General features: G+C 57.9%; 12 protein-coding genes and 1 tRNA gene. All 13 read left to right on the forward strand.

The features are described 5' to 3' along the window. Positions 1-46 precede the first annotated feature (46 nt). Positions 47-1048, forward strand: coding sequence for an ATP-binding cassette domain-containing protein (locus RDU76_03925; GenBank protein MDQ7798079.1), 1002 nt, complete (start codon positions 47-49; stop codon positions 1046-1048). Between the two features lie 120 nt (positions 1049-1168). Further along, positions 1169-1972 carry an ABC-2 family transporter protein gene (locus RDU76_03930; protein ID MDQ7798080.1) on the forward strand — a complete coding sequence of 268 codons (804 nt, stop codon included), beginning with the start codon at positions 1169-1171 and terminating at the stop codon, positions 1970-1972. A gap of 362 nt (positions 1973-2334) precedes the next feature. Further along, positions 2335-3024: an ABC-2 family transporter protein gene (locus RDU76_03935; protein ID MDQ7798081.1), complete on the forward strand. Its 690-nt coding sequence runs from the start codon at positions 2335-2337 to the stop codon at positions 3022-3024. 89 nt (positions 3025-3113) lie between these two features. Beyond that, positions 3114-4166 carry a rod shape-determining protein gene (locus RDU76_03940; protein ID MDQ7798082.1) on the forward strand — a complete coding sequence of 351 codons (1053 nt, stop codon included), beginning with the start codon at positions 3114-3116 and terminating at the stop codon, positions 4164-4166. A gap of 19 nt (positions 4167-4185) precedes the next feature. Then, positions 4186-5139: a rod shape-determining protein MreC gene (mreC, locus tag RDU76_03945; protein ID MDQ7798083.1), complete on the forward strand. Its 954-nt coding sequence runs from the start codon at positions 4186-4188 to the stop codon at positions 5137-5139. Next, positions 5136-5618: a rod shape-determining protein MreD gene (mreD, locus tag RDU76_03950; GenBank protein ID MDQ7798084.1), complete on the forward strand. Its 483-nt coding sequence runs from the start codon at positions 5136-5138 to the stop codon at positions 5616-5618. The genes mreC and mreD overlap by 4 nt, the downstream gene beginning before the upstream one ends. A gap of 5 nt (positions 5619-5623) precedes the next feature. After that, positions 5624-7435: a penicillin-binding protein 2 gene (gene mrdA / locus RDU76_03955; GenBank protein MDQ7798085.1), complete on the forward strand. Its 1812-nt coding sequence runs from the start codon at positions 5624-5626 to the stop codon at positions 7433-7435. Beyond that, entirely contained in the window at positions 7432-8658 is a 1227-nt protein-coding gene (rodA, locus tag RDU76_03960; protein MDQ7798086.1) for a rod shape-determining protein RodA, read from the forward strand. The genes mrdA and rodA overlap by 4 nt, the downstream gene beginning before the upstream one ends. A gap of 154 nt (positions 8659-8812) precedes the next feature. Then, entirely contained in the window at positions 8813-9592 is a 780-nt protein-coding gene (gene lgt, locus RDU76_03965; protein MDQ7798087.1) for a prolipoprotein diacylglyceryl transferase, read from the forward strand. 47 nt (positions 9593-9639) lie between these two features. Continuing rightward, positions 9640-9715 (forward strand) — tRNA-Thr (locus RDU76_03970). Between the two features lie 263 nt (positions 9716-9978). Beyond that, positions 9979-10398 (forward strand): hypothetical protein, encoded by a 420-nt coding sequence (locus RDU76_03975; protein ID MDQ7798088.1) that lies wholly within the window; start codon positions 9979-9981, stop codon positions 10396-10398. 36 nt (positions 10399-10434) lie between these two features. Next, a complete protein-coding gene (gene glmM / locus RDU76_03980; GenBank protein ID MDQ7798089.1) occupies positions 10435-11778 on the forward strand; it encodes a phosphoglucosamine mutase in 1344 nt (447 codons plus the stop codon). 116 nt (positions 11779-11894) lie between these two features. Then, complete coding sequence (gene glmS / locus RDU76_03985; GenBank protein MDQ7798090.1) at positions 11895-13727, forward strand: glutamine--fructose-6-phosphate transaminase (isomerizing); 1833 nt, start codon at positions 11895-11897, stop codon at positions 13725-13727. The last annotated feature ends 15 nt before the right edge of the window (positions 13728-13742 follow it).

The following is a 13742-nucleotide window of genomic DNA, read 5'->3' on the forward strand; positions in this document are numbered from 1 at the left end:
GAGTTAGGTATAAAGCATGTCAAACTTTTATAGCAGTTGATATCTAATGCCCATCATCGAAGTAAATGAACTGGTCAAGAATTTTAGGACCTTCCGCCGGAGAAGCGGGCTGTGGGGCTCCTTCAAGGACCTGGTCAACCGCAAGTACCAGACCGTCCGGGCGGTGGACCGCATCAGCTTCTCCGTCGAACCGGGCGAGATGGTGGGCTATATCGGGGCCAACGGGGCCGGCAAGTCCACCACCATCAAGATGCTGACCGGGATCCTGGTGCCCACCTCGGGCAGCATCAGCGTCCAGGGGCTGGTGCCCTACAAAAAAAGATACCAGCACGTCAAGCAGATCGGGGTGGTGTTCGGCCAGCGCACCCAGCTGTGGTGGGACATCGCGGTGATCGAGGCCCTGCGACTGCTGCAGAAGATATACGAGATACCCCAGGCCGATTTCGAGGCCCGGCTCCAAAAGTTCGAGGAGGTGCTGGGGATCGCGGACCTGCTGAACATTCCGGTCCGCAAGCTGTCGCTGGGCCAGCGGATGCGCTGCGACCTGGCGGCCTCGCTGCTGCACAACCCCCCGGTGCTGTTTCTGGACGAGCCCACCATCGGGCTGGACATTGCGGTCAAATCCAGCATCCGTGACTTCATCAAGGAGATCAACCGGGAATACAACACCACCGTGATCCTGACCACCCACGACCTGAGCGACATCGAGCACCTGTGCCGCCGGGTGATCATGATCGATCACGGACAGCTGATCTACGACGGGGACCTGAAATCGCTCAAGGACCGGGCGGTGGGCACCAGGCGCCTGCTGGTGGACTTCATTTTACCGGTCGAACGGCCCGGCCTGGAGAAGGTGCTGGCGGGATGTCCGGTGGAGATGGAGAGCAGCAGTCCCTTCCACTGGGAGTTCGCCTTCGACCGGAAAAAGGTCACTGCGCCGGAGATCATCGGCCAGCTGCTATCCAAGCTTGAAGTGAGGGACCTGGAATTGGAGAACCCCAAGATCGAGGACGTGGTCCGGGAGATCTACCAGCAGGGGCAGAAGTGAAAAAGATCTGAAGATGAGAATTTCGGAAGAGAAGAAGGTGAGAACGGTCGTTGTTTTGATCAACAGGAGGATTATTCCGACAGCGCTTGGTGTCTTTGAGCCTCTGTGGCATAGCGGCCTATGAACAATAAATTTGCCAAATACTGGGCCTTCATGCGGATGGGCTACCTGACCTACCTGGCCTACCGCTTCCAGGTGCTGATGAGCTTCGTCTCCTACCTGCTGATCATCGCCCTGAACTATTTTTTATGGAAGGCGGTTTTCGCCAAGCACCAGGTGATAGCCGGATTCACCATGGAGCAGATGATGACCTACGTGGTGATCGGTTGGTCGGCCCGGACCTTCTTTGCCAACCGGATAGACCGGATGATCGGCGATGCGGTGCGGGACGGCTCCATAGCCATGGACCTGTTGAAGCCCACCAATTTCCAACTGTACCACTACTTCCGGGCCTTCGGCCGGGCGGTGTTCATGTTCCTGTTCATGACCCTGCCCATCATCATCGTGGCCTCGATGATATTTCCGGTCAGCCTGCCCAGCGGGAAGCTGGGGCCGTACCTGTTCCCCCTGAGCGTCATCCTGAGCTTCTTTTTGCACGCCGGCATCAGCTATCTGACCGGGCTGGTGGCCTTCTTCACCAGGAACAACGAGGGGGTGCTGCGATTCAAACAGCTGTTGGTCGAAGTGTTTTCCGGGGTGATGATCCCCATCACCTTCTTCCCGGACTGGGTGCAGAATGTTTTGTTCTGGCTGCCGTTCAAATACATCGCCTACGCCCCCTTGAGGATCTACCTGGGGATGGAGCCGCTGTCCAAGGTCCACCAGGGCGTGCTGCTGCAGATAATGTGGATCGTGATCATCTATCTGACCGGGCAGGTGGTCTGGCATTACGCCATCAAGCGGCTGGAGATACAGGGGGGGTGACATAAATGCAAATTGCAAAAGTCAGAAGGCAAAAGGCAAAAACTTATCCTGCCTGTGCGCCGAAGGCGTGAAACTTGCTAACCTGCCTGACATTCGAATGGATGCAAATTGTAAAAACCTGCCCGGAGAAATGCAGGTTTGGTTGGCAAACCAATGGATTCAGAGGGTAAAAGTCAAAAGCTTGCCTTGGGAAATGCCAACCTGTCTGACCTGCGAATGGATGAAAAATCAAAAATAAAACTGGAACGAATATCAAGCGCTTCATCTTCTACCTAAATCTCCTGCGGGCCTATCTGTCCAATTCCATCAAGTCCCGCCTGGCCTACCGGGAGGATTTCCTGTCCGGCTTCATCGCCGGGGCCATGATGCAGCTGATCGGGGTGCTGTTCATCGTCTCGCTGTTCGTCAAGGTCCCCAGCCTCAAGGGCTGGCGCAAGGAGGAGATATTCTTCATCTTCGGATTCTCCCAGGTCAGCCTGGGGCTGTTCTTCACCTTTTTCTCCAACCTGCTGGAGCTGAGCGAAAAGTACATCATCGAGGGCAACTTCGACCGGATCCTGCTGCGGCCGCTTAACAGCTTCTTCCAGGTGGTCACCGAGCGCATCTACTGGGAGGAGAGCTCCACCATCCTGGTGGGCCTGTCGATGATGTCCTACGCCTTGTCGAAGATGCACCTGCAGCTTGGCGCCGGCGATTACCTGGTGACCTTCGGGCTGGTACTGGCGGCCTGCACCATCTACCTGGCGATATTCACCATCCTGGTCAGCCTGACCTTCTGGTTCAACGACCGGGGCAGCGTGGTCTCGGTGATGCTGATGCTGGAGGGGTTCTCCCGCTACCCGGTGACCATCTTCAACCGGGTGGTGCGGGTGATCCTGACCTTTGTGATACCGTATGCCTTCACCGCCTTTTTCCCCTCGATGTACCTGCTGGGGAAAAATAAATATTCGATCTACGTCTGGATGACCCCGGTGGTGGCGGTGATCTTTTTAAGCCTGGCTTTGCTGATCTGGCGCCAGGGGGCCCGGGCCTACGAGAGCACCGGAAGCTGACGGCCTGACAATAATTTCAGATTTCTCTCTGCCTGCTTTTCTAGGTTATAACTTTAATACTGTAAAATACCATCCAACTTGGAGGAACAATGATAAAGCTTCCCAACCTGAGGGATATCTTTTCCAGCGTCATCTCCCACGACATGGCGGTGGATCTGGGGACCGCCAGCACCCTGGTCTATGTCGAGGGCAAGGGGATAGTCCTGCACCAGCCCTCGGTGGTGGCCATCGAGAGGAAGACCGGCATGGCCATAGCGGTGGGCGACGAGGCCAAGAAGATGCTGGGTCGGACCCCGGACGAGATCAAGGCCATCCGGCCCATGAAGGACGGGGTGATCGCCGACTTCGAGATCTGCGAGGAGATGCTGCGGGCCTTCATCAAGATGGCCCAGAAGCGGCGCTCCATAGTCAAGCCCCGGGTGATCGTCTGCGTGCCCTCGGGCATCACCGAGGTGGAGAAGCGGGCGGTGCGCGACTCGGCCGAACACGCCGGGGCCCGGGAGGTGTACCTGGTGGCCGAGCCCATCGCGGCCGCCATCGGGGTGGGGCTGCCGGTCAGCTCGCCCATCGGCAGCATGGTGATAGACATCGGCGGCGGCACCACCGAGATCGCGGTGATCGCCCTGTCCGGCATCGTCAGCAACACCTCCATCCGCACCGCCGGAGACGAGATGGACGAGGCCATCGTGGAATACCTGCGCAAGAGCTACAGCGTCCTGATCGGCGAGCAGACCGCCGAGGACATCAAGATAAAGATCGGCTCGGCCTTCCCGGTGGAGGAGAGCCGGGAGATGGAGGTCAAGGGCCGGGACCTGGTGTCCGGCATCCCCCGGGCGGTCAAGGTCCGCAGCGAGGAGATCCGGGAGGCCCTGCGGGAGCCCATCAACCTGATAGTGCTGGCGGTGAAGAAGGCCCTGGAGCAGACCCCGCCGGAGCTGGCAGCCGACATCGTGGACGCCGGGATCGTGATGACCGGGGGCGGATCGCTGCTCAAGGGGCTGGACGCCCTGCTGCGCGAGGAGACCAATCTGCCCATCAAGGTGGCCGACAATCCCCGGGAGTGCATCGTGCTGGGGGCCGGCCGGATACTGGAGGGCCAGGACAACTTCGACAGCGTGCTGATGCAGAGCCGCCGCGAATGATTAGGGATGACCGATACTGATGCTTCTGTTCGACCGAAGGATCTGGCACCGGCACGAGATTGCGGTGCTGATAGCCGCCCTGATGATCTCGGCGGTGCTGGCCGTTCTGCCTTCCGGGCTTAAAACAGCCGCCGGCGGCGGGGTGGTGGGGACATTGTTCGCCCCGCTGGAATACCCGGCCAGCCAGGTCCGGTCGCTCTTTTCCAGCTGGAAGGACAATCAGGAATTAAGGCTGCGTCTGGCGGTGGCCTCCCTGGAGAACATCTCGCTGAAGCAGGCGGCCCGGGAGAATGACGAGTTCCGGAGACTGCTGGAACTCAAGTCCCGCACCCAGTGGCTGCTGAGTTCCGCCCGGGTGGTGGGGCGCGAGCCGACGGCCCGGGCTCCTTCCCTGGTGGTCGAGCCGGGCGATCCCAAAGGGATCAGGGATGATATGCCGGCGGTATCCGACCGGGGGCTGGTGGGGAAGGTGGTCAACTCCGGGCCGGGGTATTTTCAGGTGGCCACCATCTTCGACCCCGACTCCCGGGTCAGCGCCATAGTGGCCCGCAGCCGGGTGCTGGGGATCTTTCGCACCGACCGGGGCCGGAGTTGCATCCTGGACAGGGTTTCCTTGAGGTCAGACGTCAGGGTGGGCGACACCGTTCTGACCTCTGGCTACGGGCAGGTCTTCCCCTCCGGTCTGATGCTGGGAACGGTGGCCAGGATCCGGATCGATAAAAGGCAGCTGACGATGAATATTGAGATCAAACCTTCGCTGGACCTGAACCGGACCAGCCAGATCTTCATCATCACCGGCGGGGTCAATCCGCCGCTGCCCTCGCTGGCCCCGGCCAAGGCTCCGGACAGCCTGGCATACCGGCCCCGGAGAAGGATCAAGTTCCCGCCCCCTCCGGAGATGGATATCCGGCTGCCCCAGGACCCGGTGCCGGTGCCGGATGAATCGGAGCTGCCGGGAGGGGCCGGGCAATGATCAAGACCTTTAAAATTCTGTGGTTGATATGGCTGGCAGTATTCCTGCAGAGCTCGGTGATAAACATCATCAGTCCCTGGGGGCTGATCCCCAACTTCATGGTGATGGTGATCGCCCTGGCCGGACTGAGTCAGGGGGTGTCGTCCGGGGTGTGGACCGGGCTGCTGGTGGGGTTTCTGGCTGACTGCTATCACCCCTCCACCATGGGGTTGTCCGCTTTCGGGGGGACCGTGGTCGGTTATCTTACCGGAATGGCCCGGGACAGGATCTATCGGGAGCAGCTCATAAGCCAGGCGGCCTTGACCGCGGCGCTGGCGCTGGTGTATCAGCTGTTCGTGTTTTTCGGGAGGGATGGTGGGGCGCTCTCCTCCTATCCCGGTTATTTTATCCGATTCGGCCTGGGTGGCGCCGTCCTCACCGCTCTGATCGCGGCCCTGATCCTGCCGGCCCTGGAACGCTGGACCTACGGAAAAAGGTAGCGGTAATGGCGCAGGATTACAAGAACAGCTCCCGGGCGGCGGCGGCCCTGATCTTCTGGATGGCGGCCCTGTCGGTACTGCTGATCCGGACCGCCCAGCTCCAGATACTGGAAGGGTCCAGGTATAAGAATTATGCCCGGCAGAACCGGGTCCGCAAGGTGGCCATCCCGGCCGCCCGGGGATTGATATTCTCCCGGGACAGCGTCATCATTGCCGAGAGCAAACCGGCCTTCAACCTGGTGCTGGTGGCGGTCAGGGACTGGGGGCCGGCGGTGATAACCGCCTCACGGCTCCTGGGGCTGGACAGCAGCTGGGTCAAGCAGGAGATAAACAGCCAAAGGCGCTCCTATCCCAAGGATCCGGTGTCCATCGTCCGGAACCTTTCCCCGGCACAGGTGGCCGTGATCGAGGAGCATTCCGACCAGCTGCCGGGGCTGCGGCTGGCCACCGAATCCCGGCGCAAGGCGCCCTACGGCAGCTATGCCAGCCACCTGATAGGCTACACTTCGGAACTTAATTCCAGGGAATATGAAAGACTGAGGGAACGGGGCTATCGGTTGGGGGATTTCCTGGGCAAGGCCGGGTTGGAGAAACAGTACGAGGATCTGCTGCGGGGCAGCGACGGCTGCGAATTCGTGGAGGTCGACGCCAAGGGGCGGGAGCAGGGGAACATTCCCGACCTGGAGCGGCTGGAGCCGGTGCCCGGGGCCAATCTTTACCTGACCATCGACTGGAGGCTGCAGCAGCTGGCCGAGAGCCTTTTTGTCGGCGGGATGCAGGGATCGGCGGTGGCGCTGGACCCCCGGACCGGCCAGATACTGGCCCTGGTCAGCAGCCCCAATTTCAATCCCGATCTTTTTTCCACCGGCATCAGCGCCCAGGATTGGGACCGGCTGGCCAACGACCCCTCCTTTCCCCTTTGGGACCGGGCCATCCGCAGCGTCTATCCTCCGGGCTCGACCTTCAAGGTCTTCACCGCGGCCGCGGCGCTGGACGGCGGCCTGATCGATGAAAAAAAACTGCTGCCCAAGGCCTGTCACGGAGCCATGAGGATAGGCAACCGGGTTTTCAGATGCTGGAAGCCTTCGGGCCACGGCTCGCTCAATCTGCATGAGGCCATCGTCCAGTCCTGCGACGTATATTTCTATCAACTGGGGCAGATGCTGGGGGTCCAGGGCATCTCCGACCTGTGCCTCAAGGTCGGCCTGGGATCGAGGACCGGCATCGACCTGCCCCAGGAGGTTCCCGGGCTGGTGCCCACCATCAGCTGGTACGAAAAACGGCTGGGCAGGGGAAGCTGGGGCGGCGGGGTCCCGGCCAATCTGTCCATCGGGCAGGGGGAGCTGCTGGTCACTCCTTTGCAGCTGGCGGTCATGTACGGGGCCGTCGGAAACAACGGAAGGCTTTTTCAGCCTCACCTGATCCTGAAGACCGAGGATTACCAAGGGGAATTGTTGGAAAAGGAAAAATTGGCAAGCCATCAGCTGGGCATTTCCTCCCACACCATAGCCATAATCAAGCAGGCCCTGGCCGGGGTGGTCAATCAGCCCGGCGGCACCGGCGGCTCGGCCAGGATATACGGGGTCGAGGTGGCCGGGAAGACCGGCACCGCCCAGAATCCCCACGGGGATGACCATTCCTGGTTCGTGGCCTTTGCCCCCAAGGATGATCCGGTGATCTCGGTGGCGGTGCTGGTGGAGAATGCCGGGCACGGGTCGGCGGTGGCCGCGCCGTTGGCCGGCAAACTGATCAGGCAGTACCTGGCGCAGCAGGGCATAACCAAGGATGACAATCTAAAAGTGGCGGCGGCCCCATGAAACTTTTCGGATTTCATTCCAGCCGCGATTTCGATATTCAGCTGCTGGCGGCGGTCCTGATCCTGGTCTGCATCGGCATCCTGGCGGTGTACAGCGCCACCCAGACCGATCAGCCCGGTTTCGAAGGGATCTGGTTAAAGCAGCTGGTGTCGCTGGCCATCGGCCTGGCGGCCCTGTTGGTGGCGGTGATCATTCCCTACCGCTATCTGGAGGCCTTCGCCTGGCCGATATACGGCCTGTCCCTGGTCCTGTTGGTAGTGGTTCTGCTGGGACCCAAACACATGAACACCCACCGCTGGATACGCCTGGGTGGGCAGATGTTCCAGCCTTCGGAGATCGCCAAGATGGCCACCATCTTTGCCCTGGCCAAGCTTATTTACAGGAAAGACCTGGGCCGGGCGGGATTTCTGGGGATCCTTCTGCCGCTGGCCATAGTGGTGGTACCCCTAGGGCTGGTGCTGGTCGAGCCGGACCTGGGTACCTCGCTTTCCTTCGGGGCGCTGTTCATCGCCATGATCTTCTGGCAGGGGTACCCGGTGAAGAACATCTTATACTTGCTATCGCCGATCCTTTCGATGGTGGCGGTGTTCTCCATGCCCAGCTGGATAGGCTTCATGATCCTGCTGTTGTTGTCGTTCTGGTTCTTCCGGATGAAGTTCAAGCATGCCTCCTGGATCTTGGTGCTGAACACGGTGATCGGAAGCATCACCCCCTTCCTGTGGCAGGGACTCAAGGATTACCAGAGGATGAGGGTCATGATATTCCTCAATCCCGGCATCGACCCCCGGGGGGCCGGCTGGCACGTCCTGCAGTCCAAGATCGCGGTGGGTTCCGGGGGCTTCTGGGGGCAGGGTTTTTTGGAGGGCACCCAGAAGAAGCTGTCGTTCCTGCCGGAACAGCACACCGATTTCATCTTCGCCACCTTCGGCGAGGAATTCGGTTTCATCGGCTGTTTTATCCTGCTGCTGCTGTTCTTCTGGCTGGTGTATCGCGGCATCGTCATCGCCCGGCAGGCCCGGAACCGCTTTGCCGGCCTGTCGGCGGTGGGCATCCTGTCCGTTTTGGGGTACCATGTGATACTGAATATCGGCATGGCCCTGGGAATTTTGCCGGTGACCGGGATCCCCCTGCCGTTCCTGAGCTTCGGCGGCTCGGCCCTGATCATCAACCTGATGATGATCGGTCTGCTGCTGAACATCGGCCTGCGAAGGTACGAATACTAAATGGATTTTAGTGAATTGATGACAGATTTCAAAGGACACTTTCACCGCTGAGGCGCAGAGAGTATTCTCGGTTATAACTTATGAGGCTTTTTTGTTTGTCGGATATCCTAAACAATTCAACTGTTCAACTTCTTAAACTTTTTAACATTCAGGTATGCTTCCCACCATTTTCAAGATCGGCCCCTTTACCTTGCACAGCTACGGACTGATGCTGGCGCTGGCATTTCTGTCGGCCATCCTGCTGCTGGAGGCAAGAGCCAAGAAATCAGGCATCTCCAAGGATGTCATCATGGACTTCGGATTGGTGGTAATGATAGCCTCGGTTATTGGCTCTCGGGCGTTCTACGTTTTAAGTCATTGGGCCGGATATGCGCCCCGGCCGCTGACGGCGCTGGCGGTGTGGGAGGGCGGGCTTACCTTTTACGGGGGCGTTCTGCTGGCGGTGCCGGCCGGGATCATCTATCTCCGGAAAAAAGGCATCGCCTTCTGGCCGCTGTCCGACCTGGCGGCCCCGGCCTTCGCCCTGGGCCTGGGCATCGGGCGGCTGGGATGCTTTTTGAACGGATGCTGTTTCGGCCACCCTTCATCCCTGCCCTGGGCGGTGAGATTTCCGCCCGATACCGCCGCCGGATCGGCCTTCACCTGTGCCTTGCATCCCACCCAGCTTTACGAGGCGATCTTCGGTTTTCTGGCCATGGCCTCACTGCTGTGGCTGGGGAAAAGAAAATATTTCTCCGGGGCGATGTTCTGTCTTTTCCTGGGGATGTACGGCGTTTGGCGTTTTGGGTTGGATCATTTTCGTTACTACGAAGACAGCCAGCTTTGGCTTCTGGGGCTTACCAATAATCAATGGATAAGCCTGGGATTGATCGTTTTTGCCCTAGCATCTTCAGCGATTCTCTGGAAGAAGCAGAAAGTGTTAAAAAATAAGTAAAATTCATTTACTTTTTACTTCTATAGTGATAAAATAAAAATCGGATTGCCGCTGTAGCTCAGTTGGTAGAGCGACGCTCTCGTAAAGCGTAGGTCACCGGTTCGATTCCGGTCAGCGGCTCCATGATTGGGCTTTTATCTCACACAAAGGACACAAAGTCATTGCGAGGGAGCTTAGCACGCTGACAAACGAAGCAATCCCGATTGTCATTCCCCCGCAGGCGGGAATCCAGGCTTATGGGCCCCGGATTCTTTCAAAGCATTATCATTGCTCTCGTCATCCTGAGAAAGGCAATCTATCTTGCAAGCCGAAGGATCTTTTTAACCACAGAGCGCACAAAGAGCACAAAGATTTTATATGTTAGTTCGTCAAAATAAGAAACTAAAATGAAAACAAATTCTGAAGAAAAAGAAATTGTCGAACAATATTCGCTAGCCATGAATGTGAAGTTATTTGACAGGATAGTGTTTTATATTTCAGCTATTATGGTAAGCATATGGTTTTTGATGCCACTTTATGCTCCCAATAAATTCCCCCTCTTGATATTTGTTATTGTTTCAGTGCCAATTGTTTTACATAATATCATTGCTCTGCCTAAGCATTTTAGGATTATTAATAGTTATGGGCTATACTTTGACCCATGGCTAAACACCAAATGTGCATTGCATGCATATTATCCTTCAAAAGATTTTTTAAATAAATATCCTTGGTTTAAGGCGATGCATTATTTGATGATAATATTGCCCGTTGTCTGTTTCCTCCTTGTTGTATTGATTAGATTTACGACGAATCCAAAACTTAATTGACGATAATAAAAATCATTAAACTTCGAGTATAATATTTTGTCTACTCACGATAAACTGATGATCAGCGTGGCCGGGATCAGGGGTGTGGTCGGAACCAGCCTGACTCCCGAGCTGGCCCTGAAATTCGCCGCGGCCTTCGGAACCTTCATTGGGGGCGGACCGGTGGTGCTGGGGCGGGATTCCCGCCTGTCGGGTCCGGTGATGGAAATGGCGGTGGAGGCCGGCCTGCGTTCGGTGGGCTGCCAGGTGATCAGGATCGGCATCGTCCCCACCCCCACCGTCCAGCTGATGACCAGGCTTTTAAAAGCCAAGGGGGGCATCGCCATCACCGCCAGTCATAACCCCTCCCAGTGGAACGCCCTTAAATTCGTCTCCAGCCAGGGGCTGTTTTTAAGCAAAGGCCAGGGTGAAAAGGTCATCGCCTTTTTCAAGTCCGGCAGATTTGCCTATAAAAAATATGACCGGCTGGGCGACAGCAAAGAATATCCCAATGCCATCAAAGACCATGTGGCCAGGATACTCAAATTATCCTTTCTAGATATTCCAGCCATCAAAAGAAAGAAGTTCAAGGTGGTGGTGGACACCTGCCACGGGGCCGGCGGGCCGATATTCAGCCTGCTGCTTAAGGAACTGGGCTGCCGGGGCATCTCCCTGCACAACGAGACCAGCGGAAAGTTCTCCCGGCCCATCGAGCCGCAGGCCCAGAATCTGAAGGAACTTCAGAAGGCGGTCATCGCACACAAAGCCGACATCGGCTTTGCCACCGACGCCGATGTGGACCGGCTGTCCATAGTCTCCGACCAGGGCAGGGCCATCGGAGAGGAATATTCCCTGGCTTTGGCCGCCCGTTTCATGTTCGCGCATTTCAAGACCAAGGCCGTCACCAATCTCTCCACCAGCCGGATGATAGACGACCTGGCAGGCCAGTTCAAGACCAGCGTCATCCGCACCCCGGTGGGCGAGGCCAACGTGGTCGGCGCCATGAAAAAGCACCGGGCCCTTATCGGCGGCGAGGGCAACGGGGGGATAATCATCCCCCAGCTGAACTACGCCCGGGACGCCTCTGCCGGGATAGCCTTGATATTGCAGATGCTGACCGAGGAGAACATTCCACTATCACAGGTTGCCGAGAAAATTCCCGGATATTATATGATCAAGACCACCTTGACAGTGAAGGATCCCCAGAAGTTTTTGGCCCGGGCGGCCAAAATATTCACCCAATGTAAAATTGACAAAAGGGACGGCCTTAAATATATCTGGCCCGATGCCTGGGTGCATATCCGGGCCTCCGGCACTGAGCCGATAGTGCGGGTGATCGCCGAAGCGCGGGAGGAGAAGCAAGCCCGCATATTGGTCAGGAAGATAAACGGGGGATTGTAGCGGCGATCCACGAATCGCCCAAAGACAGGATAATTAATATGAATAATCCGTGAAATCCGTGTCCCTTTTCTAATTTTATCCCGACATCAAAAACCTGTTAACCATCATCTAACATTATGTGCGGAATAGTCGGTTACATCGGAACCAAGAACTGCGTCCCCCTTATCATGGAGGGCCTGAAGCGCCTGGAATATCGGGGCTACGACTCGGCCGGCCTGGCTCTGATCAAGGACGGCCAGCTGGTCATCGAGAAGAAGGCCGGCAAGGTGGCCGACCTGGCGGCGATGATCGAGGGGAAGGAGTTATCCGCTTCTTTGGGGATCGGACACACCCGCTGGGCCACCCACGGCGAGCCGGATGACCTGAATGCCCATCCCCACTGGGACTGCAAGGGCGAGATAGCCATCATCCATAACGGGATCATCGAGAACTACGCCACCCTGAAGAAAAAACTGGTTCAGGACGGCCATCAGATCCGGACTGCCACCGATACCGAGATACTGGTCCACCTGATCGAGGAGATGTACAAGCAGACCCAGGATCTTTTCTCCGCCGTCAGATACGCCCTGCTGGAGGTGGAGGGCACCTTCGGCATTCTGGTGATATCTCCCAAAGAGCCGGACAGGATCATCGCCGCCCGCCGGGGCAGCCCCCTGGTGATCGGGGTGGGGGAGGGCGAGAACCTGATCGCCTCCGATGCCGCCGCCCTGGTGGAACACACCCGGCAGGTGGTCTATCTTAATGACGACGAGATGGCCTGCATTACGGCCGACTCGTTCTATACCAAGACCATTCATGACCAGGAGGTGGTCAAGCAGATCGAAAAGATCACCTTTTCCCTGGAACAGATAGAACGGGGAGGCTATGAGCATTTTATGCTCAAGGAGATAAACGAACAGCCGACCTCCCTGGAGAACGCCATGCGGGGCCGCCTGATGGCTAAAGAAGGCGACGTTCGGCTGGGGGGCCTGCACACGGTGATGGGCAAACTTTTGAACGCCCGGCGGATAATCATCACCTCCTGCGGCACCTCCTGGCATGCCGCCCTGGTGGGCAAGTATATGCTGGAACAGCTGGGCCGGATCCCGGTGGATGTGGATTACGCTTCGGAATTCCGGTTCCGCAATCCGGTCATCCGGCCGGACGATGTGGTGATGGTCATCAGCCAGAGCGGCGAGACCGCCGACACCCTGGCTGCCCTGCGGGAGGCCAAATCCAGGGGGGTTCCGGTGCTGGGGATCGTCAACGTGGTGGGCAGCACCATCGCCCGGGAGACCGACGCCGGGGTATATATTCACGCCGGGCCGGAGATAGGAGTGGCCTCCACCAAGGCCTTTACCTCGCAGATAGCCGTGCTGGGCCAGATAGCGATCCTGTTGGCCAAGAACCGGGGTCTGCCGCAAAAGACCCTGGCCAATATCGCCCAGGACCTGGCCGACATCCCCAACAAAGTCCGCCAGGTGCTTTTACTGGACGGCCAGATCAGGAAGATAGCCCAGGAGTTCAAAAATGCCGAGAATTTTCTCTATCTGGGCCGGGGCAGCAATTTTCCCACCGCCCTGGAGGGAGCCCTGAAGCTGAAAGAGATCTCCTACATCCATGCCGAGGGCTACCCGGCCGCCGAGATGAAACACGGCCCCATCGCCCTGATTGACGAGAACATGCCGGTGGTCTTTATAGTGCCCAAGGACGCCCTGTACGACAAGGTGGTCAGCAACATCCAGGAGGTGCGGGCCCGCAAAGGCCGGGTGATCGCCATTGCCAACGTCGATGACAACGAGATAGACCATCTGGCCGAGTTCGTGATCAAGGTCCCCCGGACCTACAGCTATTTCGGCCCCATCATCAACAGCATCCCCCTGCAATTGCTGGCCTATCATATCGCCTTGCTCCGGGGCTGCAATGTGGACCAGCCAAGAAACCTGGCCAAGAGCGTGACCGTGGAATAGAATGGGTTTGATCTT

It is taken from the genome of Candidatus Edwardsbacteria bacterium, assembly GCA_031082425.1.
In the GTDB taxonomy this organism is placed as follows: domain Bacteria; phylum Edwardsbacteria; class AC1; order AC1; family EtOH8; genus UBA2226.